The sequence below is a fragment of the Vibrio chanodichtyis genome (assembly GCF_028863985.1).
GTDB classification, from domain to species: Bacteria; Pseudomonadota; Gammaproteobacteria; order Enterobacterales; family Vibrionaceae; genus Vibrio; species Vibrio chanodichtyis.
Map to the genome: position 1 here is coordinate 343,713 of NZ_JARBFT010000002.1, position 18,524 is coordinate 362,236.

At 43.9% G+C, this 18,524-nt stretch carries 15 protein-coding genes; 7 read left to right on the forward strand and 8 right to left on the reverse strand.

Features of this window, described 5'->3' with window-relative positions; genetic code table 11:
- Nucleotides 1-139: 139 nt before the first annotated feature.
- The 7 genes from PUN32_RS03585 to radC all read right to left on the reverse strand — a co-directional run bounded on the left by PUN32_RS03585 (nucleotide 140) and on the right by radC (nucleotide 4,247).
- On the reverse strand, nucleotides 140-514 hold the full coding sequence (locus PUN32_RS03585; protein WP_274721793.1) for a hypothetical protein: 375 nt from the start codon (nucleotides 512-514) through the stop codon (nucleotides 140-142).
- 61 nt (nucleotides 515-575) lie between these two features.
- The gene (locus tag PUN32_RS03590) at nucleotides 576-1,613 is read right to left on the reverse strand and encodes a hypothetical protein (protein ID WP_274721794.1); all 1,038 of its coding nucleotides are present in this window, start codon (nucleotides 1,611-1,613) and stop codon (nucleotides 576-578) included.
- A gap of 44 nt (nucleotides 1,614-1,657) precedes the next feature.
- A complete protein-coding gene (locus tag PUN32_RS03595) occupies nucleotides 1,658-2,362 on the reverse strand; it encodes a WYL domain-containing protein (RefSeq protein ID WP_238853939.1) in 705 nt (234 codons plus the stop codon).
- A gap of 210 nt (nucleotides 2,363-2,572) precedes the next feature.
- Nucleotides 2,573-2,821 (reverse strand): hypothetical protein, encoded by a 249-nt coding sequence (locus PUN32_RS03600; protein ID WP_274721795.1) that lies wholly within the window; start codon nucleotides 2,819-2,821, stop codon nucleotides 2,573-2,575.
- A gap of 14 nt (nucleotides 2,822-2,835) precedes the next feature.
- Nucleotides 2,836-3,285 carry a DUF2787 domain-containing protein gene (locus PUN32_RS03605; RefSeq protein WP_274721796.1) on the reverse strand — a complete coding sequence of 150 codons (450 nt, stop codon included), beginning with the start codon at nucleotides 3,283-3,285 and terminating at the stop codon, nucleotides 2,836-2,838.
- A gap of 69 nt (nucleotides 3,286-3,354) precedes the next feature.
- On the reverse strand, nucleotides 3,355-3,789 hold the full coding sequence (locus PUN32_RS03610) for a DUF2787 domain-containing protein (RefSeq protein ID WP_274721797.1): 435 nt from the start codon (nucleotides 3,787-3,789) through the stop codon (nucleotides 3,355-3,357).
- Nucleotides 3,786-4,247, reverse strand: a complete 462-nt coding sequence (gene radC / locus PUN32_RS03615; RefSeq protein ID WP_274721798.1) for a RadC family protein — start codon at nucleotides 4,245-4,247, stop codon at nucleotides 3,786-3,788. Before radC ends, PUN32_RS03610 begins: the two co-directional genes overlap by 4 nt.
- A 159-nt stretch (nucleotides 4,248-4,406) precedes the next feature.
- On the opposite strand from radC, the gene PUN32_RS03620 reads away from it, so the two are divergent.
- On the forward strand, nucleotides 4,407-4,583 hold the full coding sequence (locus PUN32_RS03620; protein WP_274721799.1) for an AlpA family transcriptional regulator: 177 nt from the start codon (nucleotides 4,407-4,409) through the stop codon (nucleotides 4,581-4,583).
- A gap of 90 nt (nucleotides 4,584-4,673) precedes the next feature.
- Here the strand turns inward: PUN32_RS03620 and PUN32_RS03625 are convergent, their stop codons facing one another.
- Nucleotides 4,674-5,534, reverse strand: a complete 861-nt coding sequence (locus PUN32_RS03625) for a helix-turn-helix transcriptional regulator (RefSeq protein ID WP_274721800.1) — start codon at nucleotides 5,532-5,534, stop codon at nucleotides 4,674-4,676.
- Nucleotides 5,535-5,650: 116 nt separating this feature from the next.
- On the opposite strand from PUN32_RS03625, the gene PUN32_RS03630 reads away from it, so the two are divergent.
- From PUN32_RS03630 to PUN32_RS03655, 6 genes are all read left to right on the forward strand, one after another.
- Nucleotides 5,651-9,223, forward strand: coding sequence for a hypothetical protein (locus PUN32_RS03630; RefSeq protein ID WP_274721801.1), 3,573 nt, complete (start codon nucleotides 5,651-5,653; stop codon nucleotides 9,221-9,223).
- Entirely contained in the window at nucleotides 9,205-11,268 is a 2,064-nt protein-coding gene (locus tag PUN32_RS03635) for a hypothetical protein (RefSeq protein WP_274721802.1), read from the forward strand. Before PUN32_RS03630 ends, PUN32_RS03635 begins: the two co-directional genes overlap by 19 nt.
- A gap of 143 nt (nucleotides 11,269-11,411) precedes the next feature.
- Nucleotides 11,412-13,793 (forward strand): type I restriction-modification system subunit M, encoded by a 2,382-nt coding sequence (locus PUN32_RS03640; RefSeq protein ID WP_274721803.1) that lies wholly within the window; start codon nucleotides 11,412-11,414, stop codon nucleotides 13,791-13,793.
- Between the two features lie 4 nt (nucleotides 13,794-13,797).
- The gene (locus PUN32_RS03645; RefSeq protein ID WP_274721804.1) at nucleotides 13,798-15,105 is read left to right on the forward strand and encodes a restriction endonuclease subunit S; all 1,308 of its coding nucleotides are present in this window, start codon (nucleotides 13,798-13,800) and stop codon (nucleotides 15,103-15,105) included.
- Nucleotides 15,106-16,518 carry a DUF262 domain-containing protein gene (locus PUN32_RS03650; protein ID WP_274721805.1) on the forward strand — a complete coding sequence of 471 codons (1,413 nt, stop codon included), beginning with the start codon at nucleotides 15,106-15,108 and terminating at the stop codon, nucleotides 16,516-16,518.
- Nucleotides 16,511-18,502 (forward strand): DUF262 domain-containing protein, encoded by a 1,992-nt coding sequence (locus tag PUN32_RS03655; protein WP_274721806.1) that lies wholly within the window; start codon nucleotides 16,511-16,513, stop codon nucleotides 18,500-18,502. The genes PUN32_RS03650 and PUN32_RS03655 overlap by 8 nt, the downstream gene beginning before the upstream one ends.
- Nucleotides 18,503-18,524 lie beyond the last annotated feature (22 nt).

The window sequence follows — 18,524 nt, forward strand, 5'->3', positions numbered from 1 at the left end:
CGTGTGAGCCACCAGCATACGGATGAGCGCGACATATCTTGTCTTGCTTGTTAGCGGAGGTGAATGTCGATTAGAAGTTGTGAAAACAGTCACAAAAAAAGGTGGGAGATTTCCCACCTTGGTCGTTGGCAAGTGGTGATTAATGACCAACTAGGTTTAAGCAGCTAGTCATGTCCATGACAGTAAGGCTCGTTTTATCCAAACCACACGAAACGCTATAGGTGCCATTCGCGGCGGTGTCAGTCACTATCCACAGTCCGGTAGAGCGATGCTCGGTGTAAATCATGCAGCCATCGTTGAGATATTCCCAAGCTGAGCGTATCCAACTGAGCGCGCCATATCCTTCGGTTAAATCAATCTCTGGACTGATAGTGCTGACGCCATCAAAGGCGGTCGGCGCATCAATCAGTTGATTGGTCAGGGCGTAGTTCAAACCGTCGACATTAGCGTTATCTCCTGACTCAAAATCAAACTGAGCGTAGGTTATGTAACGACCATATTGGTCTTTTGTCATGGCGGTGAGCGGCGTTCCTGAACGATTGGCATCGACATCAAGCGCTTCACATTCCGCTGCATCATTGACCCCCCCCTTGGGCGCTTATCGCAAACTCATAATAGACGTCACCGATTGTATTGCCTTTTTGATTGGCTCGCAGTTGTTTAGTGCAATGATAGGCTGAATTGGGATAGCTGTTCGATTTATCTTCATACATGACCACAAATGTCTCGCTGTCATTGTACTGACCAAGCGTGGTGTTGGTTTTTAGGTAGTGCGTCATGGTGACAATGGTGTTTAAATCATGGCTGACTTGATACACGGTTTCTTGCGCGTACTCAGGGTGACCGACATATTCTTTACGATACCAAGTATCCGCCACATTGATGTCATCGGAAGCTGGATTACCTAGCCAATATTCCACATAAGCGACATGAGCATCCGGGTAACGGGCTTCAAAGGCGCGTGTTTCTTCATACGCTTTTGCCAGACCTGCGGTGAGCGATTGAGCCAGTTGATGTTGTGCGGTATTACCTTCTTTAATGAAATCCCCATACAAATCATTGACTGCAATGTTATAGCGGTTTGCTAAACGGTACTCTTGCTCAGAAACGCGTTGTTTGATTTGTGTTTGCAAAGATTGATTGGCGGCCAGAGCTTGGCAGCCCTCTGTACCAAGTTCATTCAGCTCAGTTTTAATCGCATTCCAAATCATGGTGGTGAACGGCGTGGTGTTGAGAATATCACTGCTGTAGTTTGAAGAAAATTTCGGTGGGAAGGTGAGCTGGTAGGCTTCACTGACCACACCATAGTCAGAATCGTAAGCACCAACAGGTACATCAATAATAATCGGTGCGTAATCTGCGCAAACACCGTCTACGCCTGAAAATTCAAACTGACCATTTTGGTCGGTTTGCACTGAAGGTTCGTTGTCGTCTAATTGACCATTGAGGTTATAGTCGACAAAGGCGGTGGCCCCTTCGACATAGCCATCAATGGCCACGCCAGTGATACCGGATTGTCCACTATTTGTATTACCGCTACTGCCTCCCCCGCACGCGGTTAAGCTGGCAGTGACCAGTGCAAGCAGCACCGTATTCAATTTGAATGGTTGCATAATGATGTCCTTTTATGATGAAAAATAGGGGTGACTCAGCGAACTTATCGCTGAGTGGGAATAACCGTATCGGAGAGTGAGAAGTCACTCGGGTACTCAAAAGTGAAGGTGGATATGTCCGCCTGAATAATGTCGGAGAAGGCGAGCACGTCACGCTCGTGTTTGTGCTCGTACACAAGGTAGAGCATGCCTTTTTCCCAAATCAGGCCGAGTGGGGTGAGGTAGTCAGTCTGGGTGTCATCAATGAGTGTTAAGCGAACCTGACGCTTAGCATTAATGGCTTGGCTTAGTCGTTCGAACACATCAAAGTCGTAGTCCTCTTGCTTTGGCAGCGCGAGACGCACCTCAATTTTGGCTGGCTCCATCACATCGCCAATTTGCAGCGGCATAAAAGTTTCGTGAATGCCTTGCTCAAAAGGAGCAGGCAACAGGCCTTTCACCGATGAAAAACACAGCCCGAGCAGCATGGTTTCCCATGAAGCAGACGAGACTTTGTTGTGGTATTTACGCTTGTAGGTGTAACTGTTACGCGCACGTTCAAACCGTTCGACTTGGAAATAGTCGGGGTAGTACATGATGACGTTGAGGTAGCGCTGAATAGTGCGCTTAGTACGATTGACGCCCAGCTCGGATAAGCGAACTCGCAGCTCTTCAGCCGAAATTTCTCGCAATCGCGGAATGTGTGAATAGATTTCAAAGATGAGCTTAAAGTGCTCATCAGTCGAGAGTGTGTAGTCTGAGGGTTGCATGGCATCACCAACTTTCGTCTACCCAGCCACACGCACTGAGCGCAGAGCTTCAGTGAATGTCACGGATAGGGGTTAAACGAAGACTGGTGGCCACACAGTCTTAACGGGTCCTTATTGCAATGAGGCTAGGGTATGGATGAGCGAGACATATCCTGTCTCGCTCGGTGGAGAGGTTGCATATCTGTGATTGAGTTGGCATTTTGCGACGCATTACTGCATTGCTTGGCGAATTTCTTTCAATAGATAACCGCGGTTGAGCAGTTCGCGCACGGCCGCCCATCGCAGAGCCTGAGTCGATGAGCAGGACCGGACGAGCTCAAGCAAGTCATGGTCACTGTGTTCTTTCACCTCATCGCGAGCCTTTTGGTATTGAGCGTGAAGATAATGACCGCCTTTAGTGATGACTTGCAGCAAGAGCACAGACAACGCTCGGCGTAGTGAGGGGGAATGTTTGTTCATGGGCTACCTTTTGATTATTGAGCGGTGATGTTTATCTCATCAAAGGCGTCCATGTCGACGTAAGCCAGAAAGTTACTCTCCCACAACTGGTACAGCTCTTTGGCATCAGGGCGGTCTTGCATGGGTAACCAACCTCGATGAGCCACAAAGAACTCACCGACACGAAAATCAAAATCTAAGCTTCGTTCAAGCTCTGGGTAGTAATTTCCGATGTAGGCAAAATCGGTGATGTACTCGATGCTCCAATCGCCGCTGGGGGTGTGACAAATACCCATCTCAACCGGATGAAAACCACCTTCATCCGCGCTGTAGCTCTTATCGCGAAAGTTGAACACCAGATAACGACTGGCGGCGAATGTGCCGCTGCTGTCACTGACTAACTGCTTGGTGAGTTGCTCACTCAGTAGGGCATGCAGTTTGTCTGAAATCGGTAAGAGGGAAGATGTGAAGGTTAATGAAGACATAGCAAGACCTCCTTAGGTCAGGATGAAGTCGAAAAAGATAAAGGAAATGAGGAGAAAACAGGCGCAGCGCTAAAACTCACGGACCATGGTTAACTGCATCTCATCAAACACGTTGCGTGAGAGATGGCGAGCAAAGGCTTTCATCCACACCATGAGCAGTTCAAGTACCTCAGGGTGAGATAAGTCAGCGGCGCCCGAATCGGGCTGATAACACCAGCGATTGGCGAGATGGAAATAGAGCTCAGGTTCAACCGCGATACTGCTTTCATTGGGATAAGAAAAACTGGCAAAACACACTACCTGCCAATCATTGGATGGTGACTCACGTTTAAACTGCACTTCAATCGGGTGCAGTCCTTGTCGGTGTATGTAATAGCCTTTTTGGCGACAGTTCAGCACAATGCGTTCAGCAGACGCTGAAATGCAGTAGCGAGCCATCAATTGCTCTAGTGCCTGGTGAAGGGCTTCATCCAGTTCAATGTCGCCATAACATTGCTCAATCATAACCAGCCCCTCTCAGCAAAAGAGACACTGTCTTTCCCCACCACTATGTGGTCCAGCACTCGTACATCCACCAGCGCTAAAGCATCTTTTAGCCTTTCGGTAATGCGTCTGTCGGCTTGTGACGGCGTTGCATCCCCAGAAGGGTGGTTATGGGCCAATATCACGGCCGCAGCATTGACTTCTAGCACCGTTTTCACCACTTCACGCGGATAGACGCTGGCCGCATCAATGGTGCCGTGGAATAGCTCTTTAAACTCAATCAACCGGTTTTGGTTATCCAGCAGCAATAAGGCAAACACCTCTCGCTCATAGGCCCCTAGTTTGCAGCGAATGTACTCCTTAGTGGCATTAGGATTGGTGAGCGCGTCGCCGCGCACGTAACGGTGGGCAAGTATCTCAGCGGCATGTTCAAGAATTTGATTTTCTTGATAGCGCTGCTCTTTTGTGTAATCGGTCATATCAGGCTCCGAGTGAGGTTCATTAACGGGATACACGTTAATGACATATGCCTGAGATTTTTTTGATTAAGCCTTGTCGCACCAAGGCTTAACACATCACCATCTTTTTTTACGCCATCGCTTTATCCCATGAGGACCACAGACATAGGAGAACGTCCCATGAGATTTTTAAAGCTAAAAGAAGTAATGGAAAAGACCGCACTGAGCCGTTCAGCGATTTACCGCAAAATGAATGATGGGGAGTTTCCGCAATCAGTGAGTCTGGGTGAAAGGGCAATTGCTTGGGTGGAAAGCGAAGTAGATGAGTGGATGGAAGAGCGTTTGGATATGCGTTAATCGAAATTGCCAGAGGAGATCTGATTGGTAATGTTAAAAGCGCTGCTAAAAGAAGTAGCAGCGTAGCTCTTCCATAATGAAAAAGTGAAACTAGATATATAAAAAAGGCGTCAAATCATCGAAGTTACCAAGCACAATTTGCTGCCCTTTGGGATTGGATTTTTGCACATGGATATCGATGTTGTAGGTATCAAGCACATAGCGTATGAGTGACGCATTGGTGTTAATTTGCAAAATGCCGTCACTCATCGCATAGTCTTTTTCTATCACCGATCGTTGTTTTTCATTTAGGCGAAGGTCGGGGATGAGCTCTACGTTCACTTTGGTATTCCAAAGTACATCGTCACGTTTACCGTGTATCGCATTATTGTTGATATCGGGAATACCTTGTATGCGGCTTAAGACAAAATCACGATAGCCACCAGCCTGTTCACAATAAGCGCGAACGTGCCAGCGTAATGGTGTGCAAACAAGAGTATGCGGGGAAATAATACGCTCAGATTGCTCACCATCTTTTAGCGATGTGTAGCAAATATCGACACGTTTTCTCTCTCGTATCGCCTGCACCAAAGGACGTAATACTTGTGGCGAAATGTTGCGTGTTACTGGGCGAACCATAGTGGAATGTTCAAAGCCCATATCGAGCTCATTAAAAGTGACCGTCATATCCTCACTACGCGAAAGAATATGCAAGTATTCATCGGCATGGCCGGAGGTGAGTTTAGGACTAAAACTATCACTGGGTTTATAGCCTTTGAGGTACTTGTCGTAAACCAAGTTGCTAGGTGCAATCTCCGCAAGGTAAGTATTGATGTCTTTAGAAGCTTGCTGACGCCCGATGCCAAAGCTCTGGATCAGATGGTTGGTGGTCAAACGCCCTTCCCATAAAGCAATAATCTCAATCATTCGGTATCGAAACAGCAGATCCCACCGAATTGGCCATGCACTCATTGTTAGATTCCTGTCTAGTTATTCGATATGTTTATGTATTCAGTATTTACCTGTCGTTATTGACGTCATACTATGTTCTGGTTAATAAAACATCAAGGTCTGCGGGGTAATATTGTATGAACGTGTCGTTAGAAGAGTTTACTCATTTTGATTTTCAGCTTGTTCCCGATCCATCGCCGCTTGATCTTGTTATTGCTGAGTCGCTCAAAAATTACACTAAATTTAATGGCGCTAAATCTGGTGCTTTGCTTCCATTACCGTTTCAGACAGGAATCGGTAAAACTTACACGGCACTAAATTTCTTACTCCAGCAGATGCTCGATCAAGTGCAAAATGAATTACAGGAAGAAAAGAGCGGTATTAGATCCAAGCGTTTGCTTTATTACGTTACAGATTCAGTAGATAACGTGGTAAGTGCGAAAGCAGACTTGTTGACGTTAATTGAAAAGCAGACAGTCAAGGGGGAGCCTCGCTTCACTTTAGAACAACAAGAGTACCTTAAAGCGCAAATAGTACATCTGCCCAACCAGTCAGAACAGCTATTGCAATGTTCTGATGCAGTGTTGAATGACGTGTTAATCGGATTTAACTTGAACGCTGAGCGTGATGTTCAAGCAGAGTGGGGTGCCATATCAGGTCTAAGACGCCATGCGAGTAATCCTGAAGTGAAAGTCTCTTTAAATAGGCAAGCGGGTTACTTCTACCGTAATTTAGTCGGCCGCTTGCAAAAGAAACAAAAAGGGACCGATAGAGTATTGTTGAGCGGTTCGTTGCTAACATCCGTTGAAACACTATTACCGGGTGAAAAAATTCGTAATGGAAGTGCTCATGTTGTTTTTTTAACGACTAGCAAGTTTCTGAAAGGCTTCCACAATACTCGTTCGCGTTATAGCCCATTGCGCGATCTAAGTGGTGCTGTACTTATCATTGATGAAATTGACAAGCAGAATCAGGTCATCCTTTCTGAGTTGTGTAAGCAACAAGCGCAGGACTTAATTTGGGCGATCAGAACATTAAGAGCAAACTTTAGAGATCATCAACTTGAGAGTTCGCCTCGCTACGACAAAATTGAAGACCTATTTGAACCACTCCGTGAGCGGCTTGAGGAGTTTGGCTCCAAGTGGAATCTAGCGTTCGCGTTTAATACGGAAGGAGCTAACTTGAATGAGCGGCCTGTTCGGTTGTTTTCAGATAGAAGCTTCACGCATGTAAGCAGTGCCACTCATAAGCTGTCATTAAAATCAGATTTATTGAAACAGAAAAATTTCATATTCAGCGATGAGAAAGTAGAAGGCTCCCTCATTGAAAAAAATGGCCTTTTAACCCGCTTTGTCAATGAAGCCGATGTTATATATCAGTGGTTTCTTGGCACAATGCGTAAAGCCGTGTTTCAGTACTGGGAGAACGTTCGTGGCCTAGAAATCGAAGTCCGCGAAAATAGAAGTCTAGAAGGAACGTTTCAAGAAGCTGTTCAATCCCTGCTTACTCACTTCAACTTACAAGAATTTGAGTCTGCAGTTTACGAGTCTTTCGATACGCGGGGGTTACGGCAATCTGCAGGTGGTAAAGCGAACAAGTTAAGTTCTAGCAAGAGTTACCATCATACCGGACTAAAACTTGTAGGGGTGGCTTATAATCAGGGGACTCGCGATACTGTAAATTGTAAAGCGTCATTCCTAAATACTTCACCATCGGGTGTCTTAGCGGATATGGTTGATGCAGGTGCCGTCATTCTCGGTATAAGTGCAACAGCGAGAGCAGACACCGTAATACATAACTTTGATTTTAAATACTTGAATGAGCGTTTGGGTAAAAAGCTTCTATCTTTGTCGAGAGAGCAAAAACAGTGGGTAAATGATTATTACCATAGTAGACGCAACTATAAAGATAACGGCGTGGTTTTAACAGTCAAATATCTCAATAGTCGAGATGCGTTTCTTGATGCTTTGTTGGAGGAATATAAGCCGGAAGCTCGGTCAAGTCACTTTATCCTAAATCACTATCTCGGTATTGCGGAATCAGAGCAGGCATTTGTTCGTAGTTGGTTGTCTAAGCTCTTAGCTAGCATTAAAGCGTTTATCTCAGTCCCTGATAATCGTTATATGCTGTCGTTGTTAAACCGTACCCTAGATACAACACGTCAGAACATTAACGATTTCATCCAGTTCTGCTGCGATAAATGGGCAAAAGAATATAATGTCCAAACTAGGATATTTTTGGGTGTGAATGCTGATTGGATGAGGTCGGTTGGCTACGATGAAATTTCCAATCACCTAAACACTGAGCCAGGGAAAGTCGTTGTATTTAGTACATATGCTTCAATGGGAGCAGGTAAAAACCCTGATTACGCAGTTAATTTAGCGTTGGAAGGAGAAAGTCTAATATCCGTTGCAGATGCCACTTATAGCAAGCGGCAGCGTAGTGATATAGACAGTATTTATCTTGAAAAACCTACTCAGCTACTCTTGTCAGATGATTACTCCCATACAGCCAACCAGCTTTGTCAATTCCACCAAATCTTATCTTTGCAAGAGAACGGTGAGTTGTCACCGAAAAGCGCTGAAAGCTGGTGTCGACAGCAACTTATGGGCATGAGCAGAGAGCGCTCTTTACAGCAATATTACCAAACAAGTGACTACCAAAGCGCGGTAAGGAAATACATTGAGCAAGCGGTAGGAAGAGCCGGGAGAACGTCTCTGAAACGAAAACAAATTCTCTTGTTTGCTGATTCTGGTTTGAAAGAAATTCTGGCAGAAGAGAGTCGAGACCCAAGTTTGTTTTCGCACGAATATATTGCTTTGGTTAATAAAGCGAAATCAGTTAATCAGTCTCTAGTTGAGGACCGAGCTGTTCGACGTTTATTCAATCTTGCTCAAAGAAACAATAAAGACGGTATGCTATCAATCAAAGCCCTAGTTCATCGTCTACATAATCAACCAGCATCTAAGAGTGATATTCAAGAGTGGCAAGACATTAGAACTCAGTTGCTCCGATATCCGACGGTGGCCTTTCAACCGGAGCGATTCAATCGATTGTACTTACAGTCTATGACAAAAGGGTATTACCGTTATCAAGGTAATTTAGATGGTGATCCGAATAGCTTCGAGTTCTTTGATAGGGTGCCTTATGGCGACATGGTGTCAGAGGAAGATTGCAGCCTAGCGACGTTAGTACAGAACCAATATGTGAGGCCGTGGTTTGAACGCAAAGGCTTTGCCTGTTCGTGGCAAAAAGAAGCGAATGTGATGACGCCAATTATGTTTACCAACATTTATAAGGGAGCCTTGGGCGAGCAAGCGGTAGAGGCAGTGCTAACAGCATTCGATTTTACCTTTGAAGAAGTTCCAAATTCTATTTACGAGCGATTTGACAATAGAGTCATATTTGCAGGGATTGAGCAACCGATCTGGCTAGACAGCAAATACTGGAAGCATGAAGGTAATGAAAGCAGCGAAGGCTACAGTTCGAAAATTGCATTGGTAGAAGAAGAGTTTGGACCTTCGAAGTTTATTTATGTGAATGCGTTAGGGGATACTTCAAAACCCATTAGATACTTGAACTCGTGCTTCGTAGAAACCTCACCACAGTTAGCTAAAGTTATTGAGATTCCGGCACTAATTGATGATAGCAATGCCGACACCAACCGAACCGCAGTACAGGAGTTGATAAAATGGTTACACCACAGCTAGAACCTTCCTCGCAGGGGCCCTTATCAACCTTAATTGAACAAATATCAATTGATACTGATTGGGTTGATAGAAGCTTCGCGATTTACTGTGTCAGTTATAAAGGCATAGACTTCTCAGAACGACCTAAGCGTTTGGTGACATTGGCGTCTGAAACCTATAAATCAGGAAGTGTCTATTGCTTAGTCAAAGGTGCCAATAAAGAAGCGTGTTATTGGGTGTTGTTACCAAAGGATTCAAAGTTAGATCTCAAAGATACGTCTTTGGCCATTAAACCAAGTAGTGCTGCCGAGCTACCTACATGGCAGTTGGCTCGTTTATTGATTAAAGCGATACCCAAAGTATTGAGTGGCACAATGCCTGAGATAAAGCGCTTTGAAAGTGAAGGTTTGTATTATTTAGTCAAAAGCAAAAAGTTACCGAAAGATCACTCTGGCTATGAATTAACGACCGTCGAAATCGACTTAGCTCCATGTGCAGCACTTGGATTCAAACAAACACTTTCAATGGGCACTAAAACATTTTCTCCCTTGTCTTGGTTTACGCTAGAGAACGGAGAGGTACAAAAAAAGGCAAGGTTTGCTACACGTTATCAACTTGACGATGTTGGGATGTTGGTCAGTAAATCCATAAAGGGCGACTACATCAAGAAGCCGCTTTACTCTAATGCGAAGAATCGAATTCAGGCGATTGATATCACCAAAGAATCTTATAGCGGTTTTCAATTATCTAAGGTCGGTATTCTTGAACAGTTTATGCAAGATCTTAAGCAAGCTTATGGTGATTCAGTATCCGTGAAGTTGCAGCGGATTCCCGGGGAAAAGCACAGATTTGTTTCAGATACGATTGTCAAAAATCACTATGTAGGGCTGTTTGATGCGTTGAAAGAGCATCGTTTGGTGATCTGTGATTTAACCGAAAACCAAGACACAGACGCTGCATTAACCTTGCTTCATGGTATCGAGCATCTAGATATAAATGCAGAAATAGCTGAAGTTCCGATTCGTGGGGCATTGAATATCCTAATTGTTGGTAATAAAGACACCTACAAGTCAGATGAAGAAGACCCGTATCAGGTTTATCGCAAGAAGTACCAAGATACGGTTTTCCAGTCGTGTTACCCAGAGCGCTTATGGAACCGTCAAGGCCAGCCAAACCGCCATGTGGTGGAAGTGCTGTTAAAAGAACTACTTATCAAGCTAGAAGTCCATACAAGAAAACATTTGATTGAGTACCCAAGTGGGCCTGAAAGATGTGTGTATTACATGCCTCAGCGACCAAAAGACGAGTCTTCAGAGGTTCGAGACGAGCCGTGGCCAGTGTATGCGTCTAAGTTAGTTGGCGATGAATGGCAATATACACAAGCGACCCAAGAGGAGCTTGAAGATATTGAACTCGATTTAGGTAATGATAAAAGGCATGTATTTCATGGGTTTGAACGTTCTCCTGTTATTTATTGGCCGGAGACGGGGGACTATGCCATTTTCATTGATACTGGCATTCAAATGCTTCCGGAATTTGAAGCGGTTGCAGAGCGATTGCGTGAACTCAAAGAAGGGCGATCACAAGACGTCCCGATTGCATTGTTGACTCAGTTCATTGAAGAAAACCCAGAGAGTAAAGTAATAAACAAACTGAGAGCGATATTGTCAGAGTGGGATGATGTAGCACCTCTACCGTTTGATGAGTTTTCTACAATCGCGTACAAAAGCAGTGATGAAAAACAATTCTATGATTGGCTGCGTGAACAAGGATTCTTTTTAAAAACATCGATAAGAGGGCAAAGTGAGGGATTCTTTAATGCATCTTTAGGATTCTTCTATAACCGAGAGCAGGGGATGTACTTTGCTGGTGGTAAAGGCAGCCCACAAAGTAAAATCGAGACCTTTAGCCATTTATACCTGATAAAACATTCGTTTGATGCACTACCTGAAGAGGTAGAAAACTTGTTTGACGTTTATCACTTAAGGCATCGCTTACCAACCGTAACGCCTTATCCATTTAAGCATCTACGTGAGTATGTTGAGATGCAGCGTTTTAGATCTTGATAGCAGACTAAACCACGGTGCTAGTAACGAGCAGAAACGCATGTTTTATTCGCTACTAGTGCCAAAAGTCAGTAAAATTCTGCCCAATCATCCCTATTATTATTGTTTGAATTTCAAGCAACTATCGCTTTAAGAAGAAAATTATGGACCACTCAGTACATAACAAACTCGTTTCATTTATTTGGTCGATTGCCGACGACTGTCTTCGTGATGTCTATGTTCGTGGTAAATACCGTGACGTTATCTTGCCTATGGTGGTGCTACGCCGTCTGGATACGCTTTTGGAGCCATCAAAAGAAGCAGTACTGGAAGAAGTCAGATTCCAAAAAGAAGAGATGAATGAAATTGAGCTTGATGACGCACCATTATGCGCTACATCAGGTTATGTGTTCTACAACACGTCCAAGTGGACTCTGCAAACGCTATTCAGTACAGCGACTAACAACCAACAGATTCTGCTGGCTAACTTCGAAGATTACCTCAACGGTTTTAGCGAAAACGTAAAAGAGATTGTTGAGTGTTTTAACCTGAAAGCCCAAATCCGTCACATGGCAGGGAAAAACGTTCTGCTAGATGTGGTTGAGAAATTCGTCTCGCCGTACATCAACTTAACGCCAGCGGTTAAAGAAGATCCTGAGGGTAACAAACTACCAGCACTCAGCAACCTTGGTATGGGCTATGTATTTGAAGAATTGATTCGTAAGTTCAACGAAGAGAACAACGAAGAGGCGGGTGAGCACTTTACTCCGCGTGAAGTGATCGAGCTGATGACGCACCTTGTTTTCGATCCAATCAAAGATAACTTGCCACTTTCTATCACAGTGTATGACCCAGCATGTGGTAGCGGCGGTATGCTGACAGAAACGCAAAACTTTGTTGAAGAGAAGTACCCAGCATCAAACCGTGATATCTACCTTTACGGTAAAGAGATCAACGATGAGACTTACGCCATCTGTAAGTCAGACATGATGATCAAAGGTAACAACCCAGAAAACATCCGTGTCGGTTCAACCCTTTCCACTGACGAATTCTCATCTAATCGCTTCGATTTCATGCTCTCTAACCCGCCTTATGGTAAGAGCTGGGCGAGTGAGCAAAAGCACATTAAAGAAGGAAAAGAAGTCGTTGATGGTCGCTTTAAAGTGAAGTTAAAAGATTACTGGGGTGTAGAGAGCGAGCAAGAAGCGATACCACGCTCCAGTGATGGTCAGTTACTGTTCCTGATGGAAATGGTCACTAAAATGAAGTCGCCGCAAGTTAGCCCATTAGGTTCACGCATTGCGTCTGTTCACAATGGATCAAGCTTGTTTACTGGTGATGCGGGTAGTGGTGAAAGTAATATTCGTCGTTTCATCATCGAAAATGACATGCTGGATGCGATAGTTCAGTTGCCAAACAACCTGTTCTACAACACGGGCATTACCACGTATATCTGGCTTCTAAATAACAACAAGCCTGAAAATCGCCAAGGCAAGGTGCAGCTGATTGATGCTAGCCTATTGTTCCGCAAACTGCGCAAAAACTTGGGTAACAAAAACTGCGAATTTTCGCCAGAGCACATTGCGGAAATTGTCTCGACCTATCTAGATAACCAATCCGTTGAGCGAGCAATCGACGAGAAAGGCGATTCGGTGGGTATTGCTGCGCAAGTATTCAAAAACCAAGATTTTGGTTATTACAAAGTGAATATTGAACGCCCTGATCGCCGTAGTGCCCAATTCCGTGCTGACCTGATTGAGCCACTACGTTTTGAAAAATCACTGCGTGAAGTGATGGAGTACTTGTACGCCGAACATGGCGAAAATGTCTATGAAGCAGGTTTTGTTAAAGGGATTGAAAAAGAGATCACCAAGTGGTGTGAAGAAAACGATATCAGCCTAGACAAAGCAGCGAAAACCAAATTGCTGGATACGAAAAACTGGATGAAACAACGCACACTGGTGAATGTAGCGAGTCAATTACACAAAAAGATCGGTGACGAAGTTTACAACGACTTTAACCAGTTCAAAGAGCTAGTAGATGCAGAGCTTACATCACTCGGTCTTAAACTCGCGGCAACTGAGAAAAAAGCCATTGTTGATGCGGTAAGCTGGTATGACGAAAACGCAGAAAAAGTCATCAAGAAAGTCGCCAAGCTAAAGCAAGACAAGTTAGATGACTTGCTAGAAAACTACGAATGTGAACTGCAAGATTTGCCTGATTTTGGTTACTACCCAACGGGCAATCACAATGAGTTCGTGACTTATGAGTCAAGCTCAGATCTGCGTGACAGCGAATCCGTTCCACTTGAGCAAAGCATTTACCAATACTTCCTTGATGAAGTAAAGCCGCATGTAGATGAAGCTTGGATAAATCTTGAATCAGTCAAGATTGGTTATGAGATCAGCTTTAACAAGTACTTCTATCGCCATAAGCCATTGCGTTCAATGGATGAAGTTGCCAATGACATTATTGCGCTAGAACAAAAAGCAGAAGGTTTGATTGCTGACATTCTTGGTATTTCTTTGACTAAGGTTCAGGGGTAGGAATATGAGTAATATTATGTTTGCACAAACTACCGGGTACCATTCTTACAAGAACTCGGGGTTTGCTTGGATCGGTGAGGTCCCTAAACATTGGGATGTTACCTGTCTAGGCGTTTGCTTGAAGGCGTACTCTGAAAAAAATCGACCAGACTTACCTTTATTGTCAATAACAAGAGAGCTCGGTGTTATTGAAAGAGACATTGAGGATCAAGAATCAAATCATAATTTTATTCCCGATGATTTAAGTGGTTATAAAGTGCTTAAAAAAGGTCAGTTCGGTATGAATAAGATGAAGGCATGGCAAGGCTCGTATGGTGTTTCTAAGTTTACTGGAATTGTGAGCCCTGCATATTTCATATTTGATTTTATCAAAGATATAGACCCTCATTTTTTTAATTGGGCTATTCGAAGCAAACTGTATGTTTCATACTTTGGAAGCGCTTCAGATGGTGTTCGAGTTGGTCAGTGGGATCTGTCTAAAACTCGAATGAAAAGCATACCATTTCTGATACCACCAAGAGAGGAGCAAGCTAGTATCGTTCGATATTTAGATAGTAAAACCGCACAAATTGAAGAAGCCATCGCAATCAAACAAAAGCAAATCGAGCTGCTAAAAGAACGCAAACAAATCATCATTCAGCAAGCAGTGACACAAGGTTTGAATCCCGATGCAACGATGAAATATTCAGGTGTGGATTGGATAGGAGCTATTCCAGGGCATTGGATCGTCAAAAGAGCTAAATACCTTTTAGATGAAATCAATGAGCGTTCAGAGACAGGGCTTGAAGAGCTACTTTCAGTTTCCCACATGACTGGCGTAACTCCACGATCCGAGAAAAACGTCACCATGTTCATGGCGGAAGACTACACAGGTTCAAAGCTCTGCCACTCTGGTGATCTAGTGATCAACATAATGTGGGCATGGATGGGAGCGTTAGGTGTATCTGACAGAACTGGTATTGTGAGCCCATCATATGGCGTATTCCGTGAACAGCGCGAGGGCACTTTTGTACCTAAATATCTGGAGATGTTGCTGAAATCAACTAAGTATGTTGAATACTACAACAAGGTCTCTACAGGACTTCATTCTTCTCGATTACGTTTTTATGGGCACATGTTGTTTGATATGGCTTTGGGCTTTCCTCCTTATGAAGAACAAACACAAATTGTTGAATACATAAGCAGAGAATGTTCGAAAGTTGATGAAGCAATAACTGTTCAGGCTGAGCAAGTAAGTAAGCTCAAAGAATACAAAACCACTCTCATCAACAGCGCTGTAACCGGCAAAATCAAAGTAACGGAGCTGGCGTAAATGGCGGTTGTTGTTGCCAGTTGCACACTGGATAAGCTGTTTTCTAATGAGTCGATTTTAGCTTCTGACGGTAAAGTTCAAAAAAACGTTCACGGGATGCTTGCCATCCCTGAATATCAGCGTCCCTATCGCTGGAATGAAGAGCAAATCACCCGTCTATTGAAAGATTTCAAGCTTCATCAGCAAGAGTTAAATGGCAAGCTTGAAACAGAGCATTGCCCATTCTATTTAGGTAGTGTGATTCTGCATCAGCAGGGTGACAAGCTGAATATCATCGATGGTCAGCAACGTTTGACCACAATGGCGTTGATGTCTTACCTAGCAAATAAACATGCCGATCTTAAGCTAGTTTACGAGTCGCCAGAGAGCCAGCAGCAAATCAAACACAACCTTGGTTGGCTGTATAAGCATGAAGCGTCTTTGGCTGATATCGACTTTGCACAAATCAACATCACCTTGGTAGTGACCGACAGCGAAGATGAAGCCTACCGATTTTTTGAAACCCAAAACACGGGCGGGGTGCGTTTAGCAGGGCCAGATATAATCAAAGCACATCATCTGCGAGCGGTTGATGAGAAAGACAAATCTGCGGTAAACACCTTTGCCACCCGTTGGGAAGCGCTGGGGGATTTAAACCCAGTTGTCGATATTTTGTTGCGTGGTCGCTATTGGCAGTATCTGAACTTCCGAGACTACCCGCTGCACAACCAAACTCAGCAAGTGCGTAATAGCATTGTCACTGAACTGGCAGATCAAACAGGCAAAGGTGACGATATTGCCTTTGGACGAATTGCTCGCACTTATATGCCAAATGGCGGTGAGAGCTTGGCTCAGCCTCAAGTCGGTTATGAGTTGCGCCAGCCGTTAAATAGTGGATCCAATACCATTCACTATTTGCAGTATTTTGAGCAGCTACGCCAAACCTATTTATTGAATAACACAGCGCAAGGTGAGCTTGCAGGTTTTTACGCGTTCTATCAAAAGCTGGTGTGTCAATTTGATGGCTGCGGTTATCTCAAACAGCTCTATGACGCTAGCTTGTTGCTCTACATCAGTCAGCATGGGCAGCAAAGCCTAGAGGTAGCAGCGAAAAAACTTTTCCGTGTGGTTTATTCTCGCCGAGTAGAGAACCAAAAAGCAGTAAAAGAGAAATCGGTTCCTGCTTTTGTCAAAGAAACCCCAGTGCTGGATTGGATTGCGATGAGCTATACCCCAGAGCAGTGTTTCGCACAGCTTGATGGTTTTAAGCTGTCGGTGGACAAGAGTGGCTTTGATAAAAACAGCGTTAAAAAACGTTTCGTCGAAAAAGTGTCTCAATACTTTGGCCTTGATATAGACAAACAAGATTATGCTAATCAATTTGGCCCTGCATTTAGCCAACACATCTCTGCGTTAGGAGCAAAACATGGGTGATCACTTATCAGTGCAAACTGAGCTTCTGACGCTCGAGAAAATCTACACCGATAACTATCAGTTTTCTATTCCTAGCTATCAGCGTCCTTATGTCTGGTCAGACGATGATGTTTTGCTGCTGTTTAGAGATATTAAAGAAGCGTGTCGATTAAAAGAGCCAAACTATTTTATCGGTACCATTCTGTCGTCTCGCATTGAACAAGATGGAGAGCGGATTTATGAGCTGATCGATGGTCAGCAGCGCACGACAACGCTAATGCTCATGACCATTGCTTTCAAATACGCAGGCATTAAATCCGATCTTGCAGGGCTTGCTGTTTATACATCGAGTGATGGTGAAGATAAGCCACGTCTCCAATTTTCAATTCGTGAGCAAGTTCAGCAGCTTTTAGGTGGTCTAGCGGGGCTTAAGAACTATCAAGTGCCGTCTAAGGAAATGGTCGCCGACAATGCTTATCTGAAACAGATGGGCGTGGCTTTAGATGTATTGACCAAAGAGGTAGAGAAGCTCAAGTCAGACGATGTGATGAGCGCCGAAGCTATGGGGGATTACCTCTACCGCCAAGTTCAATGGGTAAACAACATTGTGCCAACACAAATGGACTTAAACCGTTTGTTTGCCACCATGAATACCGCTGGCATTCAGTTAGAACAAGCTGACATTTTAAAGGCGAAGCTGTTCAAGCATATTCATACTGACAAAGCGCAATATGATGCGATGTGGGTAGCGTGTGAGCATCTAGAAAACTATTTTGAACGTAATGTACGTAAAGTATTTCCTAATGCCGATTGGTATCATATTGAACCCGAACATTTGGCGTCTTTTGATGCTGAACGCTTCGCTGCAAAAGATGAAACGTCCGAGGAATCATCTGGCTTGTCGATTGCTGAGTTAGCATTACAGGTTAAAGCAAGTTCAATTCCTGATAACACCGAGCAAGAGAAGTTTGAAACTTACGATTTGGACGTTGAAACCGTTTACTGTCGCCCAATCATCAAGTTCCCGCTGTTATTGATTCATGCTTACCGTGTCTACTTAGCGCTTAATGATCATAACGATATTGCGCCGCGCCTTCATAGCGATCGCTTGTTGGAGATATTTGAGCCACTTATCAACGGTGATGAGCAATCGGTAAAGCAGTTTATCGAAACGCTGTGGGAGGTTCGCTACCAGTTTGACCGTTGGGTTGTGAAATGGGTTGAGCGTGATGATGCGACTGAGGAGCAGTTGGCTTTAACTCGCCAGTACCCAAGTGAATCAAAGGGTAAGCGCTACATAAACCGTGAACAGAAAAACATAAACGAGCTGGTTCTGCTACAGAGTGTGCGAAACTTTACCGGTGAGCGCAGTGCCCAGTATTGGTTAACCCCGTTTATTTCAGGTTTGATCCGTTTGAGTATTAAACAAGACTTTGAGGCATTAAAGCTGCTAGAAAACATCGACAATAAAATGTCGCTTTCGATTGATACTCAAAAAGAGGCGAGTTTTGCTTTAGCTAACGGGTTACAACCCAATTGTCGGAGTTGGCAATCTCAATCGACATACTTTGAACAGTCGTTAGGGACTAGTTTCGAGCACTACTGGTTTCAGAAGCTTGAATACTTGATTTGGAAGCAAATGAAGGCTTCAGAATTTTCGTTGTCTTCTGAAGAGTTGAATAAGTTCAAAAAGTACCGAATTACGTCCAAAAACTCAGTAGAACATGTTCATCCTCAAAATGATGAGTATAAGAGTGAGTTAGCATATGAAACGTTAAACTCATTTGGTAATTTAGTACTACTAAGTCCGGGTGAAAATTCGTCTTATAGCAATCAAGACGTTGATAAAAAGCGCATTGATTTCGATAGGAAGTCCCATTTCGATGCGCTCAAATTAAGAGAGATGTTTGACGTAAAAGGGCAGGGACTATGGGGCAAACAACAGATAGATGATCATCTAGCACAAATGATGGTGGTTTTTTCTAAGCACTATGAACATCAATAAAAACTTCGAATCATCAAACCAA

Excerpts from the sequence above, each read along its gene's own strand:
- PUN32_RS03585 (WP_274721793.1), bottom strand. The coding sequence starts at position 514 with ATGACAAAAGACCAATATGGTCGTTACATAACCTACGCTCAGTTTGAT.
- PUN32_RS03590 (WP_274721794.1), bottom strand. The coding sequence starts at position 1,613 with ATGCAACCATTCAAATTGAATACGGTGCTGCTTGCACTGGTCACTGCC.
- PUN32_RS03595 (WP_238853939.1), bottom strand. The coding sequence starts at position 2,362 with ATGCAACCCTCAGACTACACACTCTCGACTGATGAGCACTTTAAGCTC.
- PUN32_RS03600 (WP_274721795.1), bottom strand. The coding sequence starts at position 2,821 with ATGAACAAACATTCCCCCTCACTACGCCGAGCGTTGTCTGTGCTCTTG.
- PUN32_RS03605 (WP_274721796.1), bottom strand. The coding sequence starts at position 3,285 with ATGTCTTCATTAACCTTCACATCTTCCCTCTTACCGATTTCAGACAAA.
- PUN32_RS03610 (WP_274721797.1), bottom strand. The coding sequence starts at position 3,789 with ATGATTGAGCAATGTTATGGCGACATTGAACTGGATGAAGCCCTTCAC.
- radC (WP_274721798.1), bottom strand. The coding sequence starts at position 4,247 with ATGACCGATTACACAAAAGAGCAGCGCTATCAAGAAAATCAAATTCTT.
- PUN32_RS03620 (WP_274721799.1), top strand. The coding sequence starts at position 4,407 with ATGAGATTTTTAAAGCTAAAAGAAGTAATGGAAAAGACCGCACTGAGC.
- PUN32_RS03625 (WP_274721800.1), bottom strand. The coding sequence starts at position 5,534 with ATGAGTGCATGGCCAATTCGGTGGGATCTGCTGTTTCGATACCGAATG.
- PUN32_RS03630 (WP_274721801.1), top strand. The coding sequence starts at position 5,651 with ATGAACGTGTCGTTAGAAGAGTTTACTCATTTTGATTTTCAGCTTGTT.
- PUN32_RS03635 (WP_274721802.1), top strand. The coding sequence starts at position 9,205 with ATGGTTACACCACAGCTAGAACCTTCCTCGCAGGGGCCCTTATCAACC.
- PUN32_RS03640 (WP_274721803.1), top strand. The coding sequence starts at position 11,412 with ATGGACCACTCAGTACATAACAAACTCGTTTCATTTATTTGGTCGATT.
- PUN32_RS03645 (WP_274721804.1), top strand. The coding sequence starts at position 13,798 with ATGAGTAATATTATGTTTGCACAAACTACCGGGTACCATTCTTACAAG.
- PUN32_RS03650 (WP_274721805.1), top strand. The coding sequence starts at position 15,106 with ATGGCGGTTGTTGTTGCCAGTTGCACACTGGATAAGCTGTTTTCTAAT.
- PUN32_RS03655 (WP_274721806.1), top strand. The coding sequence starts at position 16,511 with ATGGGTGATCACTTATCAGTGCAAACTGAGCTTCTGACGCTCGAGAAA.